We start from the raw sequence: 26,048 nt of genomic DNA on the forward strand, positions 1-26,048 counted from the left end.
ATGGCCCTCGTCACCGAATCGAAGAAGGCCTGCGCCGTCAACCCGCTGAAGATGAGCCAGCCGCTGGGCGCGAGCTATGCGTTCATGGGGCTGGAGTCGTGCATGCCGATGATGCACGGCTCGCAGGGCTGCACGTCGTTCGGCGTTGTGCTGCTGGTGCGCCACTTCAAGGAGGCCATCCCGCTGCAGACCACGGCGATGAACGAGGTCACCACCATCCTCGGCGGCTACGACAACCTCGAGAAGGCGCTGCTCAACATCCGCAGCCGCGCCAAGCCGGCGATCATCGCGATCTGCTCGACGGGCCTGACCGAGACCAAGGGCGACGACGTCGACGCCTACATCCACCTGGCCAGGCAGAGGCACCCGGAGCTGTCCGACACCGAGATCGTCTACGTGTCCACGCCGGATTACGTCGGCGCCTTCCAGGACGGCTGGGCGCGCGCGGTGCAGATGCTGGTGTCGAAGTTGCCGGTGCAGCAGGTCGAGAAGCGCGCGCGCCAGGTCAACGTGCTGCCCGGCAGCCACCTCACGCCCGGTGACCTGGAAGAGCTGCGCGAGCTCATCGAACTCTTCGGCCTGCAGCCTGTGTTCGTGCCCGACGTGTCAGGCTCGCTGGACGGCCACATTCCCGAGCAGTGGCTGGGCACGACGATCGGCGGCACGCCCCTGGCCGAACTGCGCTCGCTCGGTGCGGCCGCGCACACGCTGGCCATCGGCGAGCAGATGCGCCCGGCCGCGATGGCGCTGGCCGAGCGCTGCGGCGTGCCGTTCACGCTGTTCGACCGGCTCACCGGGCTGACCGCGAGCGATGCCTTCGTCGCCTGCCTTGCCGAACTCTCCGGCCAGCCGGTGCCGGCGAAGCTGCGCCGCCAGCGCAGCCAGCTGGTCGATGCGATGCTCGATGGCCACTTCCATCTCGGCAACGTGAAGCTCGCCATCGCCGCCGAGCCCGACCTGCTGTGGTCCACCGGCATGTTCCTCGCGGAGATGGGGGTGGAGCTGGCGGTGTGCGTCACCACCACGCACTCGCCGCTGCTCGAACGGCTGCCCGCCAGCGAGGTGCTGATCGGCGACCTGGAAGACTTCGAGCGTTGCGCCGCCGTGGCGGGCTGCGACCTGCTGATGACGCACTCGCACGGCCGGCAGGCGGCGCAGCGCCTCGCCAAGCCGCTGTTCCGCCTCGGCATCCCGATGTTCGACCGCGTCGGCAACGCGCACCTCTGCCAAGTCGGCTACCGCGGCACGCGCAACCTCGTCTACGCGGTGGGCAACATGATGATGGAGCAGATCGACCACCACGCCCCGGACGACTGGCCTCTGCCGGCCGCGTCACGGCTGGCCGCCGTCGCGCACCTGCCGGCGCGCATCGAGCGCCTGCCGAAGCCGGGCGACCAGCTCGCGCCGGCCAGCGCATGACCCTCACGTTTCAGGAGCAGCCATGAAGATCGCCTTTGCGACCCAGGACCAGCAGCGCGTCGACGCGCACTTCGGCTGGGCCAAGCACCTCGCGGTGTACGAGATCACGCCCGATGGTTACGACTTCGTGCACGACCACGGCTTCGGCGAAGACCTCGCCGAGGACGGCAACGAAGACAAGCTCGCGCCCAAGCTCGAGGCCATCAAGGACTGCGCGATCGTCTACGTCGCCGCCATCGGCGGTTCGGCAGCGGCGCGCGTGGTCGCCAGCAGGATCCACCCCATCAAGGTCAGCTCGCCCGAACCCATCCTCGACATCCTCGACAGGCTGCAGGAGGTGCTCAAGGGCACGCCGCCGCCCTGGCTGCGCAAGGCGCTGCTGAAGGATCAGCCGCGCACGGCGGACTTCGAGAGCGACGACGAGGTGCAGTCGTGAGCGCGGTCGTGAGCGAGGCGCCGAACGACGAGGCCCTGCTTCAGGACCCGTTCATCCGCGAACTGGTCAAGCAGCTGCGCGCGCAGGACACCCATGGCACCTGGGAGGGCAAGAGCGACGCCACACTGCTCGAGCCCTTCATCCTCAGCGCTGAACAGCGCCGCGCGATGCCGATCATGGGCGACCCGGACCCGGACACGCTGTGGCGCCTGGACCTGTTCCACAACGCCATCGGCCTGGCCATCGAGCGCGCCACCGGCTGCATGGTGGCGCCGATGACGAAGATGAGCCACGAGGGCTTCGGCCGCACGGTGCTGACCACCGGCCGGCTGATCGTGGTCAACCGCTACCTGCGCGACGTGCACCGCTTCGGCTTTCCCAGCCTGGCCAAGCTGGCCGAGGCCGGCAACAAGCTGGTGAACGAAGGCGTGCAGATGATCGAGAAGTACAAGGAGGTTGCGACCTATGGATGACGCCGAGACCCTCAAGGCCGAGATCAAGAAGCTCAATGCCCGCGCCACGCAGGCGAAGATGGACCTGCACGATCTCAGCGAGGAGCTGCCGACGAACTGGGAGCGCATCCCCGAGGTGGCGAGGATCGCGCACGAGGCGCATGGGTCGCTGATGGCGGCGCGCAGGAAGCTGGCGGAGTCGGCGTCATGAGCAGCTTCACCGTCACGCTGCCTTCCGGTTCCACCTGGACGCCGACCTTCGTGCAGTCGATCAACGAGGAGAAGTGCATCGGCTGCGGACGGTGCTTCCGGGTCTGCCCGCGCGGCGTGCTCGAACTCGTCGGCCTGAACGACGAGGGCGAGCGCATCGCCGTCGACCCGGACGGCGACGAGGAGGAAGAGTACGAGAAGAAGGTGATGACGATCGCGCACGGCGAGCTGTGCATCGGCTGCACCGCCTGCTCGAAGATCTGCCCGAAGAAGTGCTACACGCACGCGGCGGCCAACGCCTGAGCTGATGTGAACACGGTGGCGATGCAGCGCGCGGACGAGGTGGTCGACCTCGTCGCGCTGCTGCTCGATCATGCCGACCCCGCGGCCGGCACGCGCGAACAGGTCGCCGCGGTGGCCGAGCGCGTGGCCGTCGGCTGCCTCGGCGACAACCACCTCTGGCAGGACATGCAGCTGGCTTCGCGCGCCGAACTCACGGCACTGATGCGCCGCTGGTTCCCGTCGCTGGTGGCGAGGAACCACGCCGACATGAAGTGGAAGAAGTTCCTCTACAAGCAGCTGTGCGAGCGCGAGGAACTGTTCATCTGCAAGGCGCCGAGCTGTGCGGTCTGCGTCGACCGGCCGGTGTGCTTCGGGCCGGAGGACTGAGCCCGCGCGCCGGGGACCGGAAGGGCCTCGCGGCCGGTCCGGCGCCGACTGGCCAGGATCTTGCTCCAAGCGTTGTGTATTAGACTACACAACGATGGAGAAGTCCTGATGGCATGCCGTCTGTCTGCATTCCTGCTGTCGCTGCTGGTCGCCACCGTCGCGCAGGCGGGAGAAGTCCAGGTGGCGGTCGCCGCCAACTTCGCCGGCCCGATCGGCAGGATCGGTGAGGCGTTCACGGCGGCCACCGGGCACACGCTGAAGGTGTCGAGTGGCGCAACCGGCAAGTTCTACACGCAGATCATCTCGGGCGCGCCGTTCGAGGTGCTGCTCTCCGCCGACGACGAGACGCCGAAGAAGCTGATCGCCGAAGGCCATGCCGTGAGCGGCAGCACCTTCACCTACGCGATCGGCCGGCTGGTGCTGTGGAGCGCGCAACCCGGCCTCGTCGACGCGGAGGGCGCCGTGCTGGCGTCCGGGCGGGTGAAGCATGTCGCGATCGCCAACCCCAAGGTGGCGCCCTACGGCGCCGCGGCCATGGAGGTGATCCGGGCGCGCGGCCTGGCCGACACCGTGACGCCCAAGTTGGTGACGGCGGAGAGCATCGCGCAGGCCTACCAGTTCGCCTTCACCGGCAATGCGGAGGTCGGCTTCGTCGCCCTGTCGCAGCTCATCGGCGCTGGGCCGCCCCGAGCCGATGAGCGCCTCCTTGGGGGGGCGCCGCCGAAGGCGGCTGGGGGGCAATCGTCTCTGCCGGGCAGGCCGGTGACCGGCTCGTACTGGCTGGTGCCGCCCTCTCTGTACGGCGAGATCCGCCAAGATGCCGTCCTGCTCAAGGCGGGAGCGAAGAACCCGGCCGCCGCGGCGCTGCTCGCCTACCTGAAGAGCGACGCCGCCAGGCAGCTCATCCGCGACGCGGGCTACGGCGCCTGAGCGATGACGCCTGCCGACTGGAGCGCCATCCGGCTCACCGCGCAACTGGCCGCGGTCAGCACGCTGCTGCTGCTGATCGTCGGCACGCCGCTGGCGTGGTGGCTGGCCGGCACGCGCTCGCGTCTGAAGCCGGTGTGGGCCGCGCTGGTGGCCATGCCGCTGGTGCTGCCGCCGACCGTGATCGGCTTCTACCTGCTGCTGCTGATGGGGCCGCAGGGTCCGGTGGGGCAGTTCACGCAGTGGCTCGGCCTCGGCCGCCTGCCGTTCACCTTCGCCGGGCTGGTGGTGGCCTCGGTGATCTACTCGCTGCCCTTCGTCGTGCAGCCGCTGCAGCAGGCCTTCGAGGCGATTCCGCCGCGCACGCTGGAGGCGGCGGCCACGCTGCGCGCGAGCCCGTGGGATCGCTTCTTCAGTGTCGCGGTGCCGCTGGCCCGGCCCGGCTTCGTGACGGCCAGCGTGCTCGGCTTCGCGCACACCGTCGGCGAGTTCGGCGTGGTGCTGATGATCGGCGGCAACATCCCCGACAAGACCCGCGTGCTCTCGGTGGCGATCTACGACCACGTCGAGGCCACCGAGTTCGCCGATGCGCACCGCCTCGCCGCCGGCATGGTGGCATTCGCGCTGGTGGTGCTGGTCACGCTGTACGTGGTGAACCGGCCCCGGGCCGGGGAGAGCCGCGCATGATCGAGGCCCGCCTGCGCCTGCCGCGCCGCGGCTTCACGCTCGACGTGGCGCTGAACCTTCCTGCGCACGGCGTCAGCGCGCTGTTCGGTCCGTCCGGCTGCGGCAAGACCACGGTGCTGCGCGCACTGGCCGGGCTGGAGCGCGCGCAGGGCCGTGTCGCGCTCGGCGGCACGGTCTGGCAGGACGACGCGCAGCCGTGCTTCGTGCCCACGCATCGGCGCCCGCTCGGCTACGTGATCCAGGAATCCGCGCTGTTCCCGCACCTGGACGTGCGGCGCAACCTCGCCTATGGGCTGAATCGAATCCCGGCCGTCGAGCGCCGCATTGCGCTCGACCAGGTGGTGGACCTGCTCGGTATTGCCCACCTGCTGGATCGCCGGCCCGACACGCTGTCCGGCGGCGAGCGCCAGCGCGTGGCGATCGCCCGTGCGCTGGCCACCAGCCCCCGCCTGCTGCTGATGGACGAGCCGCTGGCCGCGCTGGACGCGCAGCGCAAGGCCGAAGTGCTGCCCTACCTCGACCGGCTGCACGAGGAACTGGGCATCCCGGTGGTCTACGTCAGCCACTCGATCGACGAGGTGGCGCGTCTGGCCGACCACCTGGTGATCTTGGAGGCCGGCCGCGTGCTCGCGGACGGCCCGCTGCCCGACATGCTGGCGCGGCTGGACCTGCCGGTGGCCTTCGGCGACGACGCCGGCGTGGTGCTCGATGCGACGATCGGCGAGCGCGATGCACGCTGGCAGCTGGTGCGGCTCGACGTCGATGGCGAGGCCTGCCGGCTGTGGACGCGCGACCAGGGTCTGCCGGTCGGCCGGCGCGTGCGCCTGCGCGTGCTGGCGCGCGACGTCAGCTTGACGCGCACGCCGCAGACCGGCACCAGCATCGGCAACCAGCTGCGCGGCACCATCGAGGCGATCGCCGACGACGCGCACCCGGCGCTGGCGCTGGTGCGCGTGCGCGTCGGCGCCGCGCCGGTCGTGGCACGGCTGACGCGGCGCTCCGCCCATGCGCTCGAACTCGCCGTCGGCATGCCGGTGTGGGCGCAGGTGAAGACCGTGGCGCTGATGGAATGAGCGGCGACCTGCTCAGTGGCGAACTGCGCCTGGCCGGCCGGCTCGACGCGCGCTTCTTCGCGCTGCTCGAGGCGCTGGACGCCACCGGCTCGATCAACAAGGCCGCGCGCACCGCGGGCCTCAGCTACAAGGGCGCGTGGCTGCTGCTGGAGACCGCCTGCAACCTCGCCAACGAGCCGCTGCTCGAGACCGTCACCGGCGGCGCCGGTGGCGGCGGCACGCAGCTCACCGTCGCCGCGCGAGGCCTGCTCGGCGCCTGGCGCACGCTGCAGGACGAACACCGCGAGTTCCTGCGCGCCCAGGAGGCGCGCCTCGCCCAACTGCCGGCCCTCAGCGGGCTGCTTCGGAGAATGGCCATGAAGACCACCGCACGCAACCAGTTCGCCGGCACCGTCAAGGCGATCGAGCTCGGGCCGGTCTCGGCCACCGTGGTGATCGCGCTGAAGAGCGGCGACGAGATCACCGCGACGATGACCGCGGCCGCCGCGCAGCGCCTGAAGCTGAAGAAGGGCAAGGAAGCGCTGGCGCTGATCAAGGCCTCGGCGGTGGTGCTGGTGACCGACTTCGCCGGCTGGCAGCTGTCGGCACGCAACCAGCTCGCCGGCACCGTCTCGCGCATCGAGCGGGGTGCGGTGTCGTCGCTGGTCATCCTCACCCTGCCCGGCGGCGCCACGCTGACCGCCAGCGTCACCAACGAGGGCGTGGAGGCGCTGGACCTGAAGGTCGGCGCGGCGGCGACCGCGGTGTTCAAGGCGTACGCGGTGATGGTGGCGGCACAGCCCTGATCGCCGGCGCAGCAGGCGCGTCGCACTCCCGACAAAGTCGACAAGCGTCGCCTTCCGACGCTCGCCGAGGCCGCGGCACGCGACCGCGACGACGCGCCAAGTGACTGATCCGCCGGCCTTTTTCGACCAGGCCGCGGTTGGCACGCTCCATGCGAAAGAGTGCTCCAGACGCACCCGCCGGAGCGAGCCCCATGGACCTGCCGACCGCCAAGCCGATCTACCTGGACTACGCCGCCACCACGCCGGTGGATCCGCGCGTCGTGCAGCAGATGCTGCCCTTCCTCTACGAGCAGTTCGGCAACCCGGCCTCGCGCAGCCACGCCTACGGCTGGGCCGCGGAGGAGGCGGTGGAGATCGCCCGCGAGCAGGTCGCCGCGCTGATCGGCGCCGACCCGCGCGAAATCGTCTGGACCTCCGGCGCCACCGAGTCGAACAACCTCGCCATCAAGGGCGCGGCGCAGTTCCACCGGGGCAGGGGCAGGCACCTGATCACGCTGAAGACCGAGCACAAGGCGGTGCTCGACACGATGCGTGAACTCGAACGCGAAGGCTTCGAGGTCAGCTACCTCGACGTGATGGGCAACGGTCTCGTGGACCTCGAGGTGTTGAAGGCGGCGCTGCGGCCCGACACCATCCTGGTGTCGGTCATGTACGTGAACAACGAGATCGGCGTGATCCAGGACATCCCGGCCATCGGCGCGCTGTGCCGCGCGCGCGGCATCCTGCTGCACGTCGATGCGGCGCAGGCCAGCGGCAAGCTGGCGATCGACCTGAGCGCCTTGCCGGTCGACCTGATGAGCCTGTCGGCGCACAAGACCTACGGCCCCAAGGGCATCGGCGCGCTGTATGTGCGCCGCAAGCCGCGGGTGCGCATCGAGGCGCAGATCCACGGCGGTGGCCACGAGCGCGGCATGCGCTCGGGCACGCTGCCCACCCACCAGATCGTCGGCATGGGCGAGGCCTACCGGCTGGCGCGCGAGGCGATGGGCAGCGAGAACGAGCGCATCCGGTCCTTGCGCGACCGGCTGCTCGCCGGGCTGCAGTGCATTCCCGAGGTGCGCATCAACGGTGACCTGGAGCGGCGCGTGCCGCACAACCTGAACATCAGCTTCCGGTTCGTCGAGGGCGAGTCGCTGCTGATGGGCATGAAGGGCATCGCGGTGTCGTCGGGCTCGGCCTGCACCTCGGCCAGCCTGGAGCCGAGCTACGTGCTGCGCGCGCTCGGCCTGTCCGACGAGATCGCACACAGCTCGATCCGCTTCTCGGTGGGCCGCTTCACCACCGAGACCGAGATCGACCGCGCCGTCGCACAGGTCCAGGGCACGGTCGAGCGGCTGCGATCGCTCAGCCCGCTGTGGGACATGCACCAGGCCGGCATCGATCTGGCGTCCATCCAGTGGGCCGAACACTGACCAGCAAGGGAACGACACCATGGCATACAGCGACAGGGTCATCGACCACTACGAGAACCCGCGCAACGTCGGCGGCTTCGACGGCAGCGACGGCGAGGTCGGTACCGGCATGGTCGGCGCGCCGGCCTGCGGCGACGTGATGAAGCTGCAGATCAAGGTCAACCCGGCCACCGGCGTGATCGAGGACGCCAAGTTCAAGACTTACGGCTGCGGCTCGGCGATCGCCTCGAGCTCGCTGGTCACCGAGTGGGTCAAGGGCAAGACGCTGGACCAGGCGCTGGCGATCAAGAACACCGCCATTGCCGAGGAACTGGCGCTGCCGCCGGTGAAGATCCACTGCTCGATTCTCGCCGAGGACGCGATCAAGGCCGCGGTGTCCGACTACCGCGCGCGCCACGACGCGGCGCTCGAACAACCCGCCTGTGCGCCTGTCGCGAAGGCGGCCTGAGTCTTCCACGTCAAGGAGAACCGAATGTCCGCCTGCCAATCCCAGCCCGGTGCCGGCTCGTCCTGCGCCACCTCCAACCCGCTGGCCGCCGGCAGCTTCGTGCCGCCGGTGCTGCCCGAAGGCGCGTCGCCGCTGAACATCAGCGACAGCGTGGTCGGCAAGGTCGCCGAGATGCTCGCCGAAGAGGGCGACCCGGCGCTGCAACTGCGCATCTTCGTCACCGGCGGCGGCTGCTCCGGCTTCCAGTACGGCTTCGCCTTCGACGACGAGAAGAAGGACGACGACGTCCGCGTCGAGCGCGGCCCGATCACCGTGGTCGTCGACGCGATGAGCCTGCAGTACCTGATGGGTGCGGAGATCGACTACGAGGACAACCTGGAAGGCGCGCGCTTCGTGATTCGCAACCCGAACGCGGCCAGCACCTGCGGCTGCGGCAGCTCGTTCTCGGTCTGAAGGAGCCCGCCATGTCGCTCTCCGTGACCCCCAAGGCCGCCACGCAGATCCGCAAGGCCATCGACAAGCGCGGCGGCGGCGTCGGCCTGCGCGTGGCGATCAAGACCAGCGGCTGCTCGGGCTACGCCTATGCGCTGGAGTTCGCCGACGCGATCGGCAGCGAGGACCTGACGTTCGAGAGCGAGGGCGTGCAACTGCTCGTCGACGCCAAGAGCCTGGCGATGATCGACGGCACGCAGCTCGACTGGGTGCGCGAAGGCCTCAACGAAGGCTTCAAGTTCAACAACCCGAACGCCAGCGCCACCTGCGGCTGCGGCGAGAGCTTCGCCGTCTAGGCCGCGGAGAAGTCAATGGCCCTGCTGCAGATCGCCGAACCGGGCCGCGCCGCAGCGCCGCACCAGCACCGGCTGGCCGTCGGCATCGACCTGGGCACGACCAACTCGCTGGTGGCGACGGTGCGCAGTGCCGTGCCCACGGTGCTGGCCGACGCGCGTGGCCGGATGCTGCTGCCCTCGGTGGTGCACTACGGCGAGGAAGACGTCGTGCGTGTCGGCGACGACGCGCGCGAATGCGCCGCCGAGGATCCGGCCAACACCATTGCGTCCGCGAAAAGGCTGATCGGCCGCTCGCTCGCCGACGTCAACGCCGAGGGCTTCCCGTACGCCGTCGTCGCGATGTCCGACAGCGCCGTCGGCGTGCGCACGCGGCACGGCCTGAAGAGCCCGGTGGAGGTGGGTGCGGAGGTGCTGCGCGCGCTGCGCGAGCGCGCCGAAGCCGCGCTCGGCGGCATGCTGGCGGGCGCGGTGATCACCGTGCCGGCCTACTTCGACGACGCACAACGCCAGGCCACCAAGGACGCTGCCGCGAAGGCCGGCCTGACCGTGCTGCGACTGCTCAACGAGCCGACCGCCGCGGCGGTGGCGTACGGACTGGACCATGCCGAGGAAGGCCTCTACGTCGTCTACGACCTCGGCGGCGGCACCTTCGACGTCTCCATCCTGCGCCTGATGCGCGGCGTCTTCGAGGTCGTCGCCACCAGCGGCGATGCGCGGCTCGGCGGCGACGACTTCGACCACCGCCTGGCCGCCTGGTTCGCCGCGGCCACCGGCGGCGGCTGGGGCGCGCTGGACATCGGCGCGCTGCACGCCGCGGCGCGCGCGGCCAAGGAAGCGCTGACCGACCGGCTCGAGGTGAGCATGCAATGCCGCCGCGCCGACGGCACGCTGGAGTCGCAAACCGTCGACCGCACGCTGTTCGACGACCTGACGCAGGACCTCGTCGAGCGCACGCTCGGCCCGGTCAAGCGCGCGTTGCGCGACGCCAGGCTCAAGCCGGCCGACGTGAACGGCGTGGTGCTCGTCGGCGGCTCGACGCGCATGCCGCAGGTGCGCGCCGCGGTGAAACGCCTGCTCGGCCACGAGCCCTTCACCGGCATCGACCCCGACCAGGCCGTCGCTCTGGGTGCGGCCATCCAGGCCGACCAGCTGGCCGGCAACCGCGCCAGCGGCGACGAACTGCTGCTGCTCGACGTCAGCCCGCTGTCGCTGGGGCTGGAGACCATGGGCGGGCTGGTCGAGAAGATCATCCCGCGCAACAGCAGCATCCCGACCGCGCGGGCGCAGGAATTCACCACCTTCAAGGACGGCCAGACGGCCATGGCGCTGCACGTGGTGCAGGGCGAACGCGAGCTGGTGGCCGAATGCCGCTCGCTGGCGCGCTTCACGCTGCGCGGCATCCCGCCGATGGTGGCGGGTGCGGCGCGCATCCGCGTGACGTTCCAGATCGATGCCGACGGCCTGCTGTCGGTCAGCGCGGTCGAGCAGAACAGCGGCGTGCACGCGCAGGTGGAGGTCAAGCCGAGCTACGGCCTGGCACAGGATGCCGTGGCCGGCATGCTGATGGAGGCGATCGGCAGCGCCGAGGCCGACGCGGCGGCGCGCATGCTGCGCGAAGCCGAGGTCGACGCGCGTCGCCTGCACGACGCCACCGAGGCCGCACTGCACGAGGACGGCAACCAGTTGCTGCAGCCGCGCGAGCAGTTCGAGATCCTCACTGCGATGCAGGCGGTGGCCGACCTGCTCGAGCAATGCGCCGAAGGCGAAGGCAGCTCGCTCGCCGAGCACAGGAGCCTGCGCGCCGCGCTGCGCGACGCCACCGAGGCGCTGAACCGTGCCACCACGCCGTTCGCTGGCAAACGCATGGATGCGCGCGTGCGCCAGGCCTTGTCGGGCCAGCGCATCGACCAGCTCGCCGCATGAGCCAGACCGTGCCAGTCCATTGCGCGCGGGCCGGGCGCCGGGTCGCTCCCGAGCCGGCCCGCATCCCCTCGCGGGATGGGCCGCGGTACGCCGCGGACGAGGGGGGGTCATGACGCACGTGCGCGTGATGCCGCACGCGGAGCTGTGTCCCGACGGTCTCGCGTTCGAAGCGCGGCAGGGCCGCAAGCTCGTCGACGAACTGCTCGCGCACGGCATCGCGATCGAGCACGCCTGCGAGAAGGTCTGTGCCTGTGCGACCTGCCATGTGCATGTGCGCGGCGGTGCCGAGATGATCGCGCCGCCCGACGACGAAGAGGAAGACCAGCTCGACGACGCCTGGGGCCTGGACGCACAGTCACGCCTGTCGTGCTGCGTGCGCGTGAAGGGCGACGAGCTGGTGATCGAGCTGCCGAAGTTCTCGCGCAATCACGCGCGCGAGAAGTAGCCGCGCCCTGTCGGCAATCCGACAAAGGGCACAGCCGCCGCGCGGCCCCGTTCGAAACCGAAAAGCTCATGCAGATCAAGCACTTGGGCGGCGAGCAGAACGTGGCACAGCGCTTGCGTTGAAGCGATCGTCAACGCCTGGAGCCGACATGACCTCCCGAACCGACGGCATCCCCTTGCTCACCATCAACGACACCACCTTGCGTGATGGCGAGCAGACCGCGGGCGTGGCCTTCACCGACGAGGAGAAGCTCGCCATCGCGGCCGCGCTCGACGCGGCCGGCGTGCCGGAGATGGAGGTCGGCATCCCGGCCATGGGCGAGCACGAGGCCGAGCTGATCCGCGAGATCGCCGCGGCGACGAAGCGCGCCCGCACCATGGTCTGGGCGCGCATGGTCGACAGCGACCTGGACAGCGCGCTGCGCTGCGGCGCCGACATCGTGCACCTGTCGGTCAGCGTGTCGGACCTGCAGATCGAGCGCAAGCTCGGCCGCGACCGCGACTGGGTGCTGGCCACCATCCGCCGCTTCGTCGACCGCGCCGCGGATGCGGGTGCCACGGTCAGCGTCGGCTTCGAGGACGCCTCGCGCGCCGACGGCGACTTCCTCGTGCGCGCCGCGCAGCTCGCGCAGCGGCATGGCGCGGTGCGCGTGCGCTATGCCGACACGCTGGGCCTGCTCGAGCCCTTCGGCACGCACGAGCGCATCGGCCGGCTGCGCCGCGAGATCGACATCGGCATCGAGATGCATGCCCACAACGACCTGGGGCTGGCCACCGCGAACACGCTGGCCGCCGTGCTCGCCGGCGCCACCCACGCCAGCACCACCGTCAACGGCCTGGGCGAGCGTGCCGGCAACGCCGCGCTGGAGGAGGTGGTGATGGCGGCGCGGCACCTCTACGCCGTCGACTGCGGCGTGGATACGACGAGGCTGCCGCGCATCTCGCAGCTCGTCGCGCAGGCCTCGGGCCGGCCGGTGGCGGCAGGCAAGAGCATCGTCGGCGCGGCGGTGTTCACGCACGAATCGGGCATCCACGTCGACGGTCTGCTGAAGGACCGCGGCAACTACGAGGCCTTCCAGCCCGAGGAACTGGGCCGACAGCACTCGCTGGTGCTCGGCAAGCACTCGGGCTCGCACGGCGTGCGCGTTGCCTACGCGAAGCTGGGCATGCAGCTCAGCGTGCAGCAGGCACACGCGCTGCTCGAATGCATCCGCTCCCACGTGGCCGCCACCAAGCGCGCCCCCACCGACGCGGAGCTGCTCCGCTTCTACTTCGACGAGGAATCCGCATGGACAGCCTGACCGACCGACTCAAGGCGCTGTCGAGCGCCGAGGACTTCTTCGCCTTCTTCGCCGTGCCCTTCGACGAGCGCATCGTGCAGGTCAACCGGCTGCACATCCTCAAGCGCTTCTACCAGTACCTGCACAAGACGGAAGGCCTGAACGGTCTCGGCGAGGTCGAGATGTTCAAGCGCTACCGCGAGCTGCTGGCGCGTGCCTACCAGGACTTCGTCACCTCCACGCCGGCGCGCGAGAAGGTGTTCAAGGTGTTCCAGGATGCCGAGGGCACGCAGCACGTGCAGCTGGCGTCGCTGCGCGACAGCCTGGCCGAGCGGCGTGCGCCGCGCGTCGCCTGACACGGACAAGGAGCCGACCATGCACATCGTCGTCTGCATCAAGCAGGTGCCGGACTCGGCGCAGATCCGCGTCCACCCGGTCACCAACACCATCATGCGGCAGGGCGTGCCGGCGATCGTCAATCCCTACGACCTGTTCGCGCTGGAAGAGGCGCTGCGCCTGAAGGACCGGTTCGGTGGCCGCGTCACCATGCTGTGCATGGGCCCGCCGCAGGCGGAGGAAGCGCTGCGCAAGTGCATCAGCTTCGGCGCGACGGACGCCGTGCTGGTCACCGACCGCGCCTTCGCCGGCGCCGACACGCTGGCCACCAGCTACGCGCTGGCGGCGGCGATCCGCCGCATCGGCCAGGAGCAGGCGGTGGACCTGGTGTTCACCGGCAAGCAGACCATCGACGGCGACACAGCGCAGGTCGGCCCGGGCATCGCCAAGCGGCTGGGACTGAACCTGCTGACCTACGTGAGCAGGATCGTCGAGGTCGATCTCGACGCGCGGCGCCTGAAGGTCGAGCGCCGCGCCGAAGGCGGCGTGCAACTGCTCGACACCACGCTGCCCTCGCTGGTCACGATGCTCGAGGGCACCAACCAGATGCGCTTCGCGACCATGGACGACATGCTGCGCGCCGGCCGCTTCGCGGTGCGCAAGTGGAACAAGGACGATGCCGGCATCGAGGACGTGGCGAAGATCGGCCTGAAGGGCTCGCCGACCATCGTCAGCAAGGTGTTCGGGCCGACGCCACGCACCGACAAGGCCGACATGCAGGTGGTGGCCGACACCAACGTGCAGGACGTGACGCTGAACCTGCTGCAGAAGATCTTCACCACGCATCCGCAGATCGAGGCGGAGCTGGTGGAGCGCCTGTCGGCCTGAAGGAGAACGGCATGAACGACACCACCAAGCCCGCGACACCGGCGCCCCCTGCCGCACCCCGGGCGGCAGGCCGTGCCGGGCGCAACACCGAACTGCCCGAGCACCTGAAGGCCTACAAGCATGTCTGGGTGTTCGTCGAGCACGACCGCGGCCATGTCAACCCGGTCAGCTGGGAGCTCATGGGCGAGGCGCGCAAGCTGGCCGACAAGCTGCAGGTGCAGGTGGCCGGGGTGATCCTCGGCGGGCCGGACGAACCGCTGGACGCCTACGCGAAGGAGGCCTGTGCCTACGGCGCCGACCGCTGCTACGTGATGCGCGACCCGGTGCTCAAGGGTTACCGCAACGAGCCGTTCACGAAGGGTCTGACCGACCTCGTCAACTCCCACCAGCCGGAGATCATGCTGCTGGGCGCCACCGCGATGGGGCGCGATCTCGCCGGTTCGGTCGCCACCACGCTGGGCACCGGCCTGACGGCCGACTGCACCGAACTGAACATCGACGGCCGCGCGCTGGCGGCGACGCGGCCGACCTTCGGCGGCTCGCTGCTGTGCACGATCATGACGCTGGCCTACCGGCCGCAGATGGCCACGGTGAGACCGCGCGTGATGCAGTTGCCGCGGCGCGACGAGACGCGCAGCGGCGACGTCGTCGAGATGCCGCTGGGCATGGTGGAGACCGACGTGGTCACCAAGCTGCTCGACTTCATCCCGGACGCCAACCGCAACACCGTCAACCTGGCCTATGCCGACGTGATCGTCAGCGGCGGCAAGGGCCTGAAGAACGCCGACAACTTCAAGCTGGTCTGGGAGCTGGCGCGTGTGCTCGGCGCCGAGGTCGGCGCGACGCGCGCGGTGGTGCAGGCCGGCTGGGCCGAGGCCGAGCGCCAGGTCGGGCAGACCGGCAAGACGGTGCGGCCCAAGCTGTACATCGCTGCGGGCATCAGCGGCGCGATCCAGCACCGTGTCGGCATGGAGGGCTCGGACGTGATCGTCGCGATCAACACCGACCCGAACGCGCCGATCTTCGACGTGGCGCACTACGGCATCGTCGGCAGCGCGATGCAGGTGCTGCCGGTGCTGACGCAGGCGTTCCGCACCCACCTCGACAAGCGTGTCCGCAAGGTCGCCTGACGCAAGGAGATCACCGATGGCAAAGGAGAAGTTCGACGCGATCGTGGTCGGCGCGGGGCCTTCGGGCAACACCGCGGCCTACACGATGGCCAAGGCAGGGCTCAGGGTGCTGCAGATCGAGCGCGGCGAGTACCCGGGCAGCAAGAACGTGCAGGGCGCGATCCTCTACGCCGACGCGCTGGAGAAGGTCATCCCCGACTTTCGCGACGATGCACCGCTGGAGCGCCACATCATCGAGCAGCGCATCTGGGTGCTCGACGACAGCAGCTTCGTGGGTACGCACTACCGCAGCGACGATTACAACAAGCCACCCTACAACCGCTACACCATCATCCGCGCGCAGTTCGACAAGTGGTTCAGCTCGAAGGTGCGCGAGGCCGGCGCACTGCTGATCTGCGAGACCACCGTCGAGGAGCTGCTGATGGACGGCGAGCGCTGCATCGGCGTGCGCTGCGACCGCCAGGGGGGCGAGGTCTACGCCGACGTGGTGATCCTCGCCGACGGCGTGAACAGCACGCTGGCGCGCAAGGCCGGCTTCCACGGCGAGCTGAAGGCGGGCAACGTGGCGCTGGCGGTGAAGGAGATCCTCTTCATGCCGGAGGAGGTGATCCAGCAGCGCTTCAACATCAAGGAAGAGGAGGGCGTGGTCATCGAGATGATGGGCACGGTCACCGAGGGCATGGTCGGCACCGGCTTCCTCTACACCAACAGGGATTCGCTGACCATCGGCGTGGGCTGCATGCTCAGCGACTTCAAGTCCAACCCGCAGAGGACGGCGCCCTATGCGCTGCTCGAGAAGCTGAAGAAGCACCCGAGCATCGCGCCGCTGATCGAGGGCGGCGAGATGAAGGAGTACTGCGCGCACCTGATCCCCGAAGGGGGGTTCCACGCCGTGCCCAAGGTGTACGGCGAGGGCTGGATGATCGTCGGCGACTCGGGCGGCTTCGTCAACGCGGCGCACCGCGAAGGCAGCAACCTGGCGATGACCACCGGGCGACTGGCCGCCGAGACGGCGATCGCTGCCAAGGCGGCCGGCAAGCCGATGCACGCGAAGACGCTGAAGGCCTACAAGGACCGCCTCGACGACAGCTTCGTGATGAAGGACCTGCACAAGTACCGCGACCTGCCGCGGGTGCTGCACGAGAGTCCGCAGTTCTTCACCACCTATCCCGAGCTGATGAGCCGTGCCGCCAAGACGATGTTCACCGTCGACGGCGTCGACAAGAAGACCAAGGAGCGCGAGATCCTCGGCAGCTTCAGGTCGGCGCGCCGCTGGCGTGGCCTGGTGGGCGATGCGTTCAAGCTGTGGAGGGCCTTCCGATGATCGCCGTGAACGTCGAAGAGAAGCTCTTCCAGAACCGCTACAAGGTCGACCATGGGCGGCCGCACATCCAGATCAAGGATGCGGACATCTGCAAGAACATCTGCCAGTCTCAGGCCTGCACCTACGTGTGCCCGGCGGCCTGCTACAAGGCCGAGGGCAACCGTGCGGTGACGCTGATCACCGACGGCTGCCTGGAGTGCGGCAGCTGCCGCGTGATCTGCACCGAGCACGCCAACGTGGCGTGGGAGTACCCGCGCGGCGGGCACGGCATCCTCTTCAAGTTCGGATGAACACGGTCGAACGCTTCCTCGCCCACGCCGTCCAGCTCGAACGCGAAGCGGCGCGCCGCTACGAGGAACTGGCCGCGGCGATGGGCGCAGAGGGCAACCGCGAGCTGGGCGTGTTCTTCACGCGCATGGCGCACTACTCGCGGCTGCACCTGGCCGACGCGATGGCGCGTGGCGGCTTCCGCAAGCTGCCGCCGCTGGCGCCGCACGAGTACGAGTGGCCCGAGGGCACCTCGCCGGAGACCGCCGACTGGGCCGGCGTCGATGCCCAGATGGGTGCACGCGAGGCCCTGCAGCTGGCGCTCGAGGGCGAACGCCGCGGCCATGCGTACTACGCGGGCATCGCCGCTACCTGCAGCGACGCCGAACTGCGCAGCATCGCCATGCAGTTCGCCGACGAGGAAACCGGGCACGTGAGCGAGCTCGAGAGGCTGCTCGCCACCTGTCCCGTTTGACTTGCGTCAAGCGAGACGCTTCGTCACGATTTCCCCCGGGGACGGCCCGTTTCCGGCTTGCTTCTTGCACGCTTCGCAGCAACCACGGTGGCAGGCTCCAAGGAGGTGCGCGATGGTGAGCCGAACGAGTCACGATCAGCGCTCGCACATGGAGCTGATCACGGTCTACGAGATCTGCCGCATCCTGACGGCGTCACTCGACATCGACCGCAGTTTCCGCGCCGCGCTGAACGTGCTGACGGCGCACATGGACCTGCCGCGCGCCATGATCGTGCTGAACGATGCCGATGACAACGTGCTGCAGGTGCACAGCTCGGTGGGCCTGTCGCGCGAGCAGGAACTGCGCGGCCGCTGGCAGCCGGGCGAGGGCGTCATCGGCCATGTGACGGCCTCGGGCATGCCGGTGGTCGTGCCCGACGTCGCGCAGGCCAGCGAGTTCATCGACCGCACCGGCGCCTTCAGCGCGCGGGGCGAGCACATGATGGCCTTCGTCGTCGTGCCGCTGAAGACCGACAAGGCGGTGCTCGGCGCGCTGGCAGCGCAGCGCGAGGTGCGCGGCGGCGCGCGCCTGTCGGACGACCAGCGCATCCTGACCATGGTGGCGTCGCTGCTCGCCCAGGCGGCGCAGTTGCACGATGCGGTGCGCGACGAGCACCAGCGCCTGCAGCTCGAGGCCACGCGGCTGCAGAAGGCGCTCAAGCGCGAGCCGCGCGGCCGCTACGCGCTGGACAACGTGGTCGGCGACTCCAGGCCGATGCAGCAGGTGTTCGTCGAGGTTCACCAGGCGGCGCCCTCGCGTGCCACCGTGCTGCTGCGCGGCGAGAGCGGCACCGGAAAGGAAGCCATCGCCCGTGCCATCCACTTCCTCAGCCCGCGCAAGGACGCGCCCTTCATCAAGGTGAACTGCGCGGCGCTGACGGAGAGCCTGCTCGAGTCCGAGCTGTTCGGCCACGAGAAGGGTGCCTTCACCGGGGCCGCGGGCGAGCGCAAGGGTCGCTTCGAGCTGGCGCATGGCGGCACGCTGTTCCTCGACGAGATCGGCGACGTATCGCCCGCCTTCCAGGCCAAGCTGCTGCGCGTGCTGCAGGAGCGCGAGTTCGAGCGCGTCGGTGGCAGCAAGGCGGTGAAGGTCGACGTGCGGCTGATCTGCGCGACCAACCGCGATCTGGAGAAGATGGTGCAGCGTGGCGAGTACCGCGCCGACCTGTACTACCGCATCAACGTGGTGTCGATCTTCCTGCCGCCGCTGCGCGAGCGGCGCGCCGACATTCCGGCACTGGTGGCCCACTTCATCGACCGCTACAACAAGGAGAACCGGCGTCAGCTGAAGGTGTCGCTCGACGCGATGAAGGTGCTCACCAGCTGCTACTGGCCCGGCAACGTGCGCGAGCTGGAGAACTGCATCGAGCGGACGGCCACGATGGTGCAGGGCGACACGATCAACGACCTCGCGTTCCCGTGCCGGCAGAACCGTTGCCTGACGCAGACGCTGCACTTCCTCGACAAGGCCGACGCCGTGGCTGCTGCGGCCAACAACGCCGCGCCGGCGCGGCGGGAGCCTGTGCATGTCGATGCCCCTGGCGACGAGGTCACCCGCATCGGCCCCACGCACCGCCTGCCGTCCGCGCCGCCGGCAGCAAGCGCGGCCGAGCCGCCCGAATCAGAGCGTGACCGACTCATCTGGGCGATGGAGCAGTGCGGATGGGTGCAGGCCAAGGCGGCGCGGCTGCTGCGCGTCACGCCGCGGCAGCTCGGCTACGCGTTGCAGAAGAACCGCATCGAGGTGAGGAAGTTCTAGGCCTGACGGTCCGCCGCATGCGCAGGGCGCATGCCGGCTGTCCGTCATGTCCCTCGGGCCTCGGACCGCCGACCCTTCCGGTGCGCGTGCCGTGCTCACTCGACGCCTCCGGGGCCCGATCGCTCGCCGGACACGTCGCCCTGCGTGAGGCGGCGTCGCTCATCGGCCGGCCGATTGCTCGGCGATCCAGCCGTCGATGTGCGTCTCCAGCACGACCAGCGGCACCGAGCCGGTGGCCAGCACCGTGTCGTTGAACTCGCGCAGGTCGAACTTCGCGCCGAGCTTCACGCGAGCACGCTCACGCAACTCCGAGATCTTCATCTGTCCGATCTTGTAGGCGAGGGCTTGGCCTGGCCTGCCGATGTAACGGTCGACCTCGTTGACGATGTCCTGTTCGGTCTTGGGAGCGTTGGCCTTGAAGTAGTCGATCGCCTGCTCGCGGCTCCAGCCCTTCAGGTGCATGCCGGTGTCGATCACCAGTCGCACCGCACGCCACATCTCGTAGGTGAGTTGGCCGAAGCGGTCGTAGGCGTCGTCGTACAGGCCCATCTCGTAGCCCAGCTGCTCGGCATACAGGGCCCAGCCCTCGCCGTAGGCGACGAAGTAGGCATTGCGCAGCAGGGCGGGCGCAGCTTCCAGCTCCTGAGCGCGGCTGATCTGGAAGTGGTGGCCGGGCACGGCCTCGTGCAGGCTCAGCGGCAGCATCTCCCAGCGCGGCCGCACCTCTGGCCTGTAGAGGTTGACGTAGTAGTAGCCGGGCCGCGTGCCGTCGGCAGCGCCGCCCTGGTAGTAGGCGGTGGACGTGTGCGGCGCGATGTTCTCCGGAATGGGCCGCACGCCGTAGGGCAGGCGCGGGATGGTCTTGAAGACCTTGACCAGCTCCGGGTCGATGCGCTTGGCCGTCGCGCGGTAGGCGTCCAGCAGCTCGGCCGGCGTCGTGTAGAAGAAGCGCGGATCGCTGCGCAGGTAGGTGAAGAACTCCGCCAGGTCGCCCTTGAAGCCGGCCTCGTCCTTGGTCTTCTCCATCGCCGCGCGAAGCCGGTCCACCTCGCGCAGCCCGACCGCATGGATCTGCTCGCCGCTGAGCGGGGTCGTCGTGTAGTCGCGCGCCAGGAAGTTGTAGTACGCCGTGCCGCCGCGGCCGTCACTGGCGGCGATCGACGGGCGCGCTCGCGGCAGGTACTCGGCGCTGAAGAAGTCGCCGAGCTCGCGGTAGGCCGGCACGAGCCGGTCGCGGATCAGCGCCAGGGCCTCGGCCCGAAGCGCCGCCTGTTCCGCGTCGGCCATGGCCGTGGGCATGCGCTTGAAGGGCCGGTAGAACGGGCTCGCGGCCGGGTCGTCGACGCGCTGCGCGGCAAACTGCGGCGGCACACGCTCCATCAGCACGCGCGGCGGCAGATGACCGGCCTTCAGGCCTTCCTGCATCAGCACGCGCACCTGGGCGAGCTGGCGAGGCAGCGCGGACAGGCGCTTCAGGTAGCGGCGGTAGTCGGCCGCGCTGTTGAAGGGCATCACCTCGGCGATGCGGTCGGCCGTCTGCGGCCCGCTCTGGTGCCCGACCGGCAGCAGGTATTCGCGAAAGGCCTGGCGGTCGACCTGGGCCTGCAGCAGCCACAGGAAGCTGTCGTACTGGATCTGCTCGGCCGTCGCGAGCCTGGCGCGCGGGATGGCCTTCAGGCGCCCCAGTGCCTCGCGTTCGGCCGCTTCGCGCGCCGCGATCGCTTCGAGGCTGAGGTCGGTCCAGCGCTCGTCGTAGCGCGTGTCGCCGTAATAGCTCGCGGCCTCGGGTTCGTCGCGCAGCCGCCGTTCCCATTCGGCGTCGAACAGTGCGCGCAGGGCGGCGCCGGGCGCGACGGGATCGGCGGCCTGCACGGGCGCGAAACCACAGCAGCCGGCAAGCAGCCAGCTGAGCAAACGTGCGGGACTCTTCATTCGCTCACCTCGGTGGATGGCTGCGGATTCAGCCGGGCCATCAGTATGCGATCCGCCTGCGCCGACCCTGCGGGATGTCCGGCCGCGTGCGTGCCCCGTGGTGTTCCCGGCGCAATCACCCCCGCGCCGCGCGAGGCGGGGTCCGAGATGTGTCCGCCCCGCGCAGTCGTCCGGCCGGTGCGGAATGGATACAGCGGCAAGTGTGGCCGCTGGGCCCTGGATTCGGGCCACTTCTCAGAGGGATCGTCTCCGGCTAGCATCCGCGCCGAGTTCTGCGGAGGTCGCAATGGCTTACTCGCGATGGTGCGCGGCGTTGGCGACGACGCGGAGCTTGAAGCTCGTCGGCTGTGTGCTGATGTCTGCGCCGTGGCTGACGCAGGCGCAGACGGCCACCGAGCGGGAGCAGGGCTTGCGCGACGCCACGCCGCGCTGGCATGTGTTGACCGAGGTGCGACTCGTCGTGGCACCCGGCCGCGTCGTCGAGAACGGCATGCTGGTCCTGAAGGACGGCCTGGTGGTTGCGGCAGGCCCGGCTGCAACGCCGCCCGAGGGGGCGCGCGTGTGGCGACTTCCGGGTCGTACCGTCTACCCTGGGTTCATCGATCTGGCCAGCTCGATCGGCGTGCCCGCTTCGCTGCGACCGCCGGCACCGGAACCACCGCGGTGGGGACGGGGTTCCGAATTGCCGCCGCCGAAGGCAAAGCCGCCCGAACCGCGGCCGCTCGTCGGGCGCGCGCTGGCGGCGTCGAACCCCTTCGTGCGCCCGGAACAGGATGTGGCGCAGCAGCTCGAGTGGAAGGCCGAGGACGCCCGGGACGCGCGGGCGCTCGGATTCACGGCCGTGCTGGCGGCGCCCGCCGCGGGTGTCTTCCGCGGCCAGGGCGCCCTGCTGGCGCTCGGCGACGCGAAGGATCCGAAGTTGCTCGTGATTGCACCCCGGGCCGCCCAGCACACTGCATTCGACATCGATCGCTCGCGCGAGCCGGGGTACCCGTCATCGCTGATGGGGTCGGTCGCGCTGGCAAGGCAGGTGCTGTACGACGCACGTTGGCATCGAGACCGGTCCGCGTCGGCGCGCGCGGACGCCGAACGCATCGCCCCCAACGCCTCGCTGGCGGGGCTGGCGCCGGTGCTCGAGGGCCGGCAGACGGTGATCCATGCGACGAGCGACGAACTGGACTACCCGCGCGCCGTGGCGCTGCGCGACGAGTTCAAGCTGCGCATGGTGCTGCAGGGCAACGGCCATGAATACCGGCGCGCGGCGCAGCTCAAGTCTGCCGCGCTGCCGGTGATCGTGCCGCTGACCTTTCCCACGACGCCGGACGTCACGCACCCGGACCGGGCGCTGGACGTGCCGCTGGACGCGCTGCAGCACTGGGAGCAGGCGCCGTCGAACCTGGCCTGGCTGACGAGCGCGGGTGTGCCGGTGGCGGTCACCGCCGCGGGGCTGAAGGACGCGGGCAAGGAGTTCTGGCCGCGGCTGCGGCAGGCGGTTCGGCGCGGGTTGCCGGCGCAGCAGGCGCTGGCGGCGCTGACGACGCAGCCGGCCTCCTTCATCGGCCAGTCTGCTCGCCTGGGGAGCCTGGAGCCGGGCCGCATCGCGAATGTCGTGGTCGCGCGGGGGGACCTGTTCACCGAGGACGACGCCGCGGTCGAACTGGTGTTCGTCGATGGCCGGCCGCTGCCCAACGATGCATTCAGGCCATCCGACCCGCGCGGCACCTGGGCGGTGGACGGTGGCAGCGCGACGCTCGTCATCGCCGGCACGCGCAGTGCGCCGAAGCTCGAACAGGACGGCGTCGCCTGCGAACTCGCCGCGCAGGGTGCCGCGTGGGTGTTGCGCCTGCCCTGCACCCGTCCCGCGGACTCCGCGCCGCGGGCCACCGTCGTCGCGGAACTGCGCGACGATCGCCTGGCCGGCACCGTGCAGGACGCCGGGGGCACGCTGAAGGCGTGGTCGGCGCGCCGTGTCGCGCCGGCGGCTGCGCCTGCGGCGTCGGCGGCCGAGCCGGCGGTCGCCGGGCCGCCCGCCACCTATCCGGCCGGAGCCTTCGGCGTGGCGGTGGCGGCGGCGCGGCCTGCGCTGCTGCTGGTGCGCAATGCCACCGTATGGGCGATGGGCGGGGCCGGCAAGCTGGAACGCGCCGATCTGCTGGTGCGCGACGGCAAGGTCAGCGCCATCGGCACGGCGCTGTCGGCGCCATCCGGCGCCGAGGTGATCGATGCCACCGGCAAGCACGTCACGCCCGGGCTGATCGACGCGCATTCGCACATCACGATGAACGGGGGCTACAACGAACAGAGCCACTCGGTGACCGCCGAGGTGCGGGTCGGCGACATCGTCGACCCCACCGACATCAACATCTACCGGCAGCTGGCTGGCGGCCTGACGGTCGCGCACGTGCTGCACGGCTCGTCCAACACCATCGGCGGCCAGAGCCAGCTCATCAAGCTGCGCTGGGGCAGCGATGCCCCGGGCTTGGCCTTCGAAGGGGCGGCGCCGACCATCAAGTTCGCGCTCGGCGAGAACGTCAAAGGTTCCAACTGGGGTCCGGGAACGCGCTACCCGGCGACGCGCATGGGCGTCGAGCAGGTGCTGCGCGACGCCTTTGCCGGCGCGCGCGAGTACGCCCGCGAGCAGCGTGCCTGGCGCACCGGCCCCAGGCGCGGGCCCGAGCCGCGGCGCGACCTGCAGCTCGAGGCGCTGAGCGAGGTGCTCGACGGCACCCGCCTCGTGCACATCCACTCGTACCGCGCCGACGAGATCCTGATGTTCGCCCGGCTGGCCAAGGAACTGGGCATCACGGTCGGGGCCTTCCAGCATGTGTTGGAAGGCTACAAGGTGGCCGACGCGATCGCCGGCATCGGCGCCGGGGGCTCCACCTTCTCCGACTGGTGGGGCTACAAGATGGAGGTGCAGGACGCGATCCCGGGCAACGCCGCGCTGATGCACCGCGCCGGTGTGCTGGTCAGCATCAACTCCGACGATGCCGAGCTGGCCCGGCGGCTGAACAGCGAAGCCGCCAAGGCGATGAAGTACGGCGGCCTGTCCGAACTGGAGGCGCTTGCGCTGGTGACGATCAATCCGGCGCGCCAGCTGCGCATCGACCGGCGTGTCGGTTCGCTGGAGCCGGGCAAGGACGCCGACTTCGTGATCTGGAGCGGCCATCCGCTGTCCAACTACTCGCGTGCCGAGCAGACCTGGATCGACGGACGGCGGCACTTCGATCTCGACAGCGACCGCCGCCTCCGCGCCGCTGCCGCCCGCGAGCGCCTGCGGCTCGTGGAGCTGGCACTGCGCGCGCCGCCGCCGCCACGCGGCGATGCGCCGCCACCGAAGGAGGCAGGCGATGCCCCGCGGCCGGTGATCGCGGCGCACGCGCTGGGTGAACTGCCCTGGCGCCAGTGGCTCGACCGCGCGCACGCGCTGCGGCCGGCCTATGCCGACCTGCCGGCCTGGCACGAGTGCACGGAGCACGCGCCATGACGGGCGCCAACGCCTTTCGGCCGGGCTGCCTCTGGGCCGGACTGGCCCTGGCATCGGCGCTGACGGCCCAGGCGTCCGACACGATTCCTCCGCCACCCCAGACGCAGCCGATCCTGGTTACCGGTGCCACGCTGCACACGGTCAGCGGGCCGGTGCTCGTCGGCGGCCGCATGCTGATCGAGCGCGGGCGCATCACCGCGATCGTCGCTGCCGGCGAACCGCTGCCACCGCAGAGCGGGAGCGCGCAAGTCGTCGACCTCGGCGGACGCCACGTCTATCCGGGCTTCATCGCGGCCAACTCCGCCATCGGGCTGACCGAGATCAGTGCCGTTCGCGCCACCGTGGACCACGCCGAGGTGGGGGCGCTCAACCCCAACGCCAGGGCCGTGGTCGCCGTCAACGCGGACAGCGACCTGCTGCCGGTGGCACGCGCCAACGGGGTGCTGGCTGCGCTCGTGGTGCCCGGGGGCGGACAGCGCGGGCTCATCGCCGGCACTTCGGCACTCATGCAGCTCGATGGCTGGAACTGGGAGGAAATGGCGGTCGAGCGCGAGACGGCGCTGCACGTCGTGCTGCCGTCGATGCGCCTGACCCCGCAGGCGCTGGAGCCCCTGCCCGCGACGATCCAGGTCGAACTGCGCAAGTTCACCGAGGAGCGACTGCGCCAGATCGACGACGCCTTCGACGCCGCGGCCGCCTACCTGCGTGCGCGCACGGGCGCGCCGGACAGCCCCGCGGACCAGCGCTGGGAGGCGATGCTGCCGGTGCTGCAGGGCCGTCGTCCGGTCTTCGTGCACGCCGACGAACTGCCGCAGATCCGCCATGCGCTGGGCCTGGCCGAACGACACCGGCTGAAGCTGGTGATCGTCGGCGGCGCCGATGCCTGGCGCATCACCGAGTTGCTGCGCGAGCGACGCGTGCCCGTGGTCATCGGCGGCGTGAACGAACTGCCGTTGCGGCGCGACGAAGACGTCGACGCGCGATTCCGCCTGCCAGCGCTGCTGGCGCAAGCCGGTGTCACCTTCTGCATCGCGCGGGAAGGTGGCATCTTCGCCGCGCCCAATGAGCGCAACCTGCCCTATGAGGCAGCAACGGCCGCAGCCCACGGCCTGCCGCGCGACGAGGCCTTGAAGGCGATCACGCTGTATCCGGCGCAGATCCTGGGCGTGGCCGATCGCCTGGGATCGCTGGCGCCCGGGCGGCTGGCCAGTTTCATCGTCACCGACGGCGACCCGCTGGAAACGACGACGCGCGTGGAGCGCGTGTTCATCCAGGGGCGGGAGGTCAGCACGGCCAACCGCCAGACGCGCCTGACCGACAAGTACGAACAGCGCTATCGCCAGTTGGACCCCCGGTGAAGGTGGCGCGGGCATGCGCCATGGGGTTGCCGGTGGCGGCTGCCTGCGAGGCGCCGCCCCGCCGGTGCGCCGGCCGACGGCGGTTTCCCGAGCCGTCGCA

Annotated in this window: 27 protein-coding genes; 26 read left to right on the plus strand and 1 reads right to left on the minus strand. The window is 70.1% G+C overall.

Features of this window, described 5'->3' with window-relative positions; all coding sequences use genetic code 11:
* From nifN to nifA, 24 genes are all read left to right on the plus strand, one after another.
* On the plus strand, positions 1-1,419 hold the full coding sequence (nifN, locus tag Q0599_RS09840; RefSeq protein WP_298828959.1) for a nitrogenase iron-molybdenum cofactor biosynthesis protein NifN: 1,419 nt from the start codon (positions 1-3) through the stop codon (positions 1,417-1,419).
* A 22-nt stretch (positions 1,420-1,441) separates the two neighbouring features.
* A complete protein-coding gene (gene nifX, locus Q0599_RS09845) occupies positions 1,442-1,855 on the plus strand; it encodes a nitrogen fixation protein NifX (RefSeq protein WP_298828962.1) in 414 nt (137 codons plus the stop codon).
* A complete protein-coding gene (locus tag Q0599_RS09850) occupies positions 1,852-2,328 on the plus strand; it encodes a NifX-associated nitrogen fixation protein (RefSeq protein WP_298828964.1) in 477 nt (158 codons plus the stop codon). The genes nifX and Q0599_RS09850 overlap by 4 nt, the downstream gene beginning before the upstream one ends.
* Positions 2,321-2,518 carry a CCE_0567 family metalloprotein gene (locus Q0599_RS09855; protein WP_298828966.1) on the plus strand — a complete coding sequence of 66 codons (198 nt, stop codon included), beginning with the start codon at positions 2,321-2,323 and terminating at the stop codon, positions 2,516-2,518. The genes Q0599_RS09850 and Q0599_RS09855 overlap by 8 nt, the downstream gene beginning before the upstream one ends.
* Positions 2,515-2,820: a ferredoxin III, nif-specific gene (fdxB, locus tag Q0599_RS09860; protein ID WP_298828968.1), complete on the plus strand. Its 306-nt coding sequence runs from the start codon at positions 2,515-2,517 to the stop codon at positions 2,818-2,820. Before Q0599_RS09855 ends, fdxB begins: the two co-directional genes overlap by 4 nt.
* A 6-nt stretch (positions 2,821-2,826) precedes the next feature.
* Positions 2,827-3,186: a nitrogen fixation protein NifQ gene (locus Q0599_RS09865; RefSeq protein ID WP_298828970.1), complete on the plus strand. Its 360-nt coding sequence runs from the start codon at positions 2,827-2,829 to the stop codon at positions 3,184-3,186.
* 108 nt (positions 3,187-3,294) lie between these two features.
* A complete protein-coding gene (gene modA / locus Q0599_RS09870; RefSeq protein ID WP_298828972.1) occupies positions 3,295-4,116 on the plus strand; it encodes a molybdate ABC transporter substrate-binding protein in 822 nt (273 codons plus the stop codon).
* A gap of 3 nt (positions 4,117-4,119) precedes the next feature.
* Positions 4,120-4,800 (plus strand): molybdate ABC transporter permease subunit, encoded by a 681-nt coding sequence (gene modB / locus Q0599_RS09875; RefSeq protein ID WP_298828974.1) that lies wholly within the window; start codon positions 4,120-4,122, stop codon positions 4,798-4,800.
* Positions 4,797-5,873 carry a molybdenum ABC transporter ATP-binding protein gene (gene modC / locus Q0599_RS09880; RefSeq protein WP_298828976.1) on the plus strand — a complete coding sequence of 359 codons (1,077 nt, stop codon included), beginning with the start codon at positions 4,797-4,799 and terminating at the stop codon, positions 5,871-5,873. Before modB ends, modC begins: the two co-directional genes overlap by 4 nt.
* Positions 5,870-6,658, plus strand: coding sequence for a TOBE domain-containing protein (locus tag Q0599_RS09885; protein ID WP_298828978.1), 789 nt, complete (start codon positions 5,870-5,872; stop codon positions 6,656-6,658). Before modC ends, Q0599_RS09885 begins: the two co-directional genes overlap by 4 nt.
* Positions 6,659-6,849: 191 nt before the next feature.
* Entirely contained in the window at positions 6,850-8,070 is a 1,221-nt protein-coding gene (locus tag Q0599_RS09890) for an IscS subfamily cysteine desulfurase (RefSeq protein WP_298828981.1), read from the plus strand.
* 19 nt (positions 8,071-8,089) lie between these two features.
* Positions 8,090-8,518, plus strand: coding sequence for a Fe-S cluster assembly scaffold IscU (gene iscU, locus Q0599_RS09895; RefSeq protein WP_298828983.1), 429 nt, complete (start codon positions 8,090-8,092; stop codon positions 8,516-8,518).
* Between the two features lie 24 nt (positions 8,519-8,542).
* A complete protein-coding gene (gene erpA, locus Q0599_RS09900; protein WP_298828986.1) occupies positions 8,543-8,971 on the plus strand; it encodes an iron-sulfur cluster insertion protein ErpA in 429 nt (142 codons plus the stop codon).
* Between the two features lie 11 nt (positions 8,972-8,982).
* Positions 8,983-9,306 carry an iron-sulfur cluster assembly accessory protein gene (locus tag Q0599_RS09905; protein WP_298828989.1) on the plus strand — a complete coding sequence of 108 codons (324 nt, stop codon included), beginning with the start codon at positions 8,983-8,985 and terminating at the stop codon, positions 9,304-9,306.
* A gap of 15 nt (positions 9,307-9,321) precedes the next feature.
* A complete protein-coding gene (hscA, locus tag Q0599_RS09910) occupies positions 9,322-11,229 on the plus strand; it encodes a Fe-S protein assembly chaperone HscA (protein WP_298828992.1) in 1,908 nt (635 codons plus the stop codon).
* 109 nt (positions 11,230-11,338) lie between these two features.
* Positions 11,339-11,674, plus strand: a complete 336-nt coding sequence (gene fdx / locus Q0599_RS09915) for an ISC system 2Fe-2S type ferredoxin (RefSeq protein WP_298828995.1) — start codon at positions 11,339-11,341, stop codon at positions 11,672-11,674.
* Positions 11,675-11,822: 148 nt separating this feature from the next.
* Positions 11,823-12,974 carry a homocitrate synthase gene (nifV, locus tag Q0599_RS09920; RefSeq protein ID WP_298828998.1) on the plus strand — a complete coding sequence of 384 codons (1,152 nt, stop codon included), beginning with the start codon at positions 11,823-11,825 and terminating at the stop codon, positions 12,972-12,974.
* On the plus strand, positions 12,962-13,309 hold the full coding sequence (gene nifW, locus Q0599_RS09925; RefSeq protein WP_298829000.1) for a nitrogenase stabilizing/protective protein NifW: 348 nt from the start codon (positions 12,962-12,964) through the stop codon (positions 13,307-13,309). The genes nifV and nifW overlap by 13 nt, the downstream gene beginning before the upstream one ends.
* A gap of 19 nt (positions 13,310-13,328) precedes the next feature.
* Positions 13,329-14,177, plus strand: a complete 849-nt coding sequence (locus tag Q0599_RS09930) for an electron transfer flavoprotein subunit beta/FixA family protein (protein WP_298829002.1) — start codon at positions 13,329-13,331, stop codon at positions 14,175-14,177.
* Between the two features lie 11 nt (positions 14,178-14,188).
* Positions 14,189-15,307: an electron transfer flavoprotein subunit alpha/FixB family protein gene (locus Q0599_RS09935; protein WP_298829004.1), complete on the plus strand. Its 1,119-nt coding sequence runs from the start codon at positions 14,189-14,191 to the stop codon at positions 15,305-15,307.
* A gap of 16 nt (positions 15,308-15,323) precedes the next feature.
* On the plus strand, positions 15,324-16,631 hold the full coding sequence (locus Q0599_RS09940; protein WP_298829006.1) for an FAD-dependent oxidoreductase: 1,308 nt from the start codon (positions 15,324-15,326) through the stop codon (positions 16,629-16,631).
* Positions 16,628-16,921 carry a ferredoxin family protein gene (locus tag Q0599_RS09945; RefSeq protein ID WP_298829008.1) on the plus strand — a complete coding sequence of 98 codons (294 nt, stop codon included), beginning with the start codon at positions 16,628-16,630 and terminating at the stop codon, positions 16,919-16,921. The genes Q0599_RS09940 and Q0599_RS09945 overlap by 4 nt, the downstream gene beginning before the upstream one ends.
* Positions 16,918-17,373 carry a ferritin family protein gene (locus Q0599_RS09950; protein WP_298829010.1) on the plus strand — a complete coding sequence of 152 codons (456 nt, stop codon included), beginning with the start codon at positions 16,918-16,920 and terminating at the stop codon, positions 17,371-17,373. The genes Q0599_RS09945 and Q0599_RS09950 overlap by 4 nt, the downstream gene beginning before the upstream one ends.
* Positions 17,374-17,485: 112 nt before the next feature.
* Positions 17,486-19,171, plus strand: coding sequence for a nif-specific transcriptional activator NifA (nifA, locus tag Q0599_RS09955; RefSeq protein ID WP_298829013.1), 1,686 nt, complete (start codon positions 17,486-17,488; stop codon positions 19,169-19,171).
* A 159-nt stretch (positions 19,172-19,330) separates the two neighbouring features.
* Here the strand turns inward: nifA and Q0599_RS09960 are convergent, their stop codons facing one another.
* Positions 19,331-21,103 (minus strand): DUF885 family protein, encoded by a 1,773-nt coding sequence (locus Q0599_RS09960; RefSeq protein WP_298829016.1) that lies wholly within the window; start codon positions 21,101-21,103, stop codon positions 19,331-19,333.
* 331 nt (positions 21,104-21,434) lie between these two features.
* Between Q0599_RS09960 and Q0599_RS09965 the strand changes: the two genes are divergently transcribed.
* Both Q0599_RS09965 and Q0599_RS09970 read left to right on the plus strand, forming a co-directional pair.
* Positions 21,435-24,590: an amidohydrolase family protein gene (locus tag Q0599_RS09965; protein ID WP_298829018.1), complete on the plus strand. Its 3,156-nt coding sequence runs from the start codon at positions 21,435-21,437 to the stop codon at positions 24,588-24,590.
* Positions 24,587-25,948 carry an amidohydrolase family protein gene (locus Q0599_RS09970; protein WP_298829020.1) on the plus strand — a complete coding sequence of 454 codons (1,362 nt, stop codon included), beginning with the start codon at positions 24,587-24,589 and terminating at the stop codon, positions 25,946-25,948. The genes Q0599_RS09965 and Q0599_RS09970 overlap by 4 nt, the downstream gene beginning before the upstream one ends.
* The last annotated feature ends 100 nt before the right edge of the window (positions 25,949-26,048 follow it).

This window comes from uncultured Piscinibacter sp. (genome assembly GCF_937952055.1).
In the GTDB taxonomy this organism is placed as follows: domain Bacteria; phylum Pseudomonadota; class Gammaproteobacteria; order Burkholderiales; family Burkholderiaceae_C; genus Piscinibacter.

Coding starts and splice junctions, on each gene's coding strand:
- nifN (WP_298828959.1), top strand. CDS start 1: ATGGCCCTCGTCACCGAATCGAAGAAGGCCTGCGCCGTCAACCCGCTG.
- nifX (WP_298828962.1), top strand. CDS start 1,442: ATGAAGATCGCCTTTGCGACCCAGGACCAGCAGCGCGTCGACGCGCAC.
- Q0599_RS09855 (WP_298828966.1), top strand. CDS start 2,321: ATGGATGACGCCGAGACCCTCAAGGCCGAGATCAAGAAGCTCAATGCC.
- fdxB (WP_298828968.1), top strand. CDS start 2,515: ATGAGCAGCTTCACCGTCACGCTGCCTTCCGGTTCCACCTGGACGCCG.
- modA (WP_298828972.1), top strand. CDS start 3,295: ATGGCATGCCGTCTGTCTGCATTCCTGCTGTCGCTGCTGGTCGCCACC.
- modB (WP_298828974.1), top strand. CDS start 4,120: ATGACGCCTGCCGACTGGAGCGCCATCCGGCTCACCGCGCAACTGGCC.
- modC (WP_298828976.1), top strand. CDS start 4,797: ATGATCGAGGCCCGCCTGCGCCTGCCGCGCCGCGGCTTCACGCTCGAC.
- Q0599_RS09885 (WP_298828978.1), top strand. CDS start 5,870: ATGAGCGGCGACCTGCTCAGTGGCGAACTGCGCCTGGCCGGCCGGCTC.
- Q0599_RS09890 (WP_298828981.1), top strand. CDS start 6,850: ATGGACCTGCCGACCGCCAAGCCGATCTACCTGGACTACGCCGCCACC.
- iscU (WP_298828983.1), top strand. CDS start 8,090: ATGGCATACAGCGACAGGGTCATCGACCACTACGAGAACCCGCGCAAC.
- erpA (WP_298828986.1), top strand. CDS start 8,543: ATGTCCGCCTGCCAATCCCAGCCCGGTGCCGGCTCGTCCTGCGCCACC.
- Q0599_RS09905 (WP_298828989.1), top strand. CDS start 8,983: ATGTCGCTCTCCGTGACCCCCAAGGCCGCCACGCAGATCCGCAAGGCC.
- hscA (WP_298828992.1), top strand. CDS start 9,322: ATGGCCCTGCTGCAGATCGCCGAACCGGGCCGCGCCGCAGCGCCGCAC.
- fdx (WP_298828995.1), top strand. CDS start 11,339: ATGACGCACGTGCGCGTGATGCCGCACGCGGAGCTGTGTCCCGACGGT.
- nifV (WP_298828998.1), top strand. CDS start 11,823: ATGACCTCCCGAACCGACGGCATCCCCTTGCTCACCATCAACGACACC.
- nifW (WP_298829000.1), top strand. CDS start 12,962: ATGGACAGCCTGACCGACCGACTCAAGGCGCTGTCGAGCGCCGAGGAC.
- Q0599_RS09930 (WP_298829002.1), top strand. CDS start 13,329: ATGCACATCGTCGTCTGCATCAAGCAGGTGCCGGACTCGGCGCAGATC.
- Q0599_RS09935 (WP_298829004.1), top strand. CDS start 14,189: ATGAACGACACCACCAAGCCCGCGACACCGGCGCCCCCTGCCGCACCC.
- Q0599_RS09940 (WP_298829006.1), top strand. CDS start 15,324: ATGGCAAAGGAGAAGTTCGACGCGATCGTGGTCGGCGCGGGGCCTTCG.
- Q0599_RS09945 (WP_298829008.1), top strand. CDS start 16,628: ATGATCGCCGTGAACGTCGAAGAGAAGCTCTTCCAGAACCGCTACAAG.
- Q0599_RS09950 (WP_298829010.1), top strand. CDS start 16,918: ATGAACACGGTCGAACGCTTCCTCGCCCACGCCGTCCAGCTCGAACGC.
- nifA (WP_298829013.1), top strand. CDS start 17,486: ATGGTGAGCCGAACGAGTCACGATCAGCGCTCGCACATGGAGCTGATC.
- Q0599_RS09960 (WP_298829016.1), bottom strand. CDS start 21,103: ATGAAGAGTCCCGCACGTTTGCTCAGCTGGCTGCTTGCCGGCTGCTGT.
- Q0599_RS09970 (WP_298829020.1), top strand. CDS start 24,587: ATGACGGGCGCCAACGCCTTTCGGCCGGGCTGCCTCTGGGCCGGACTG.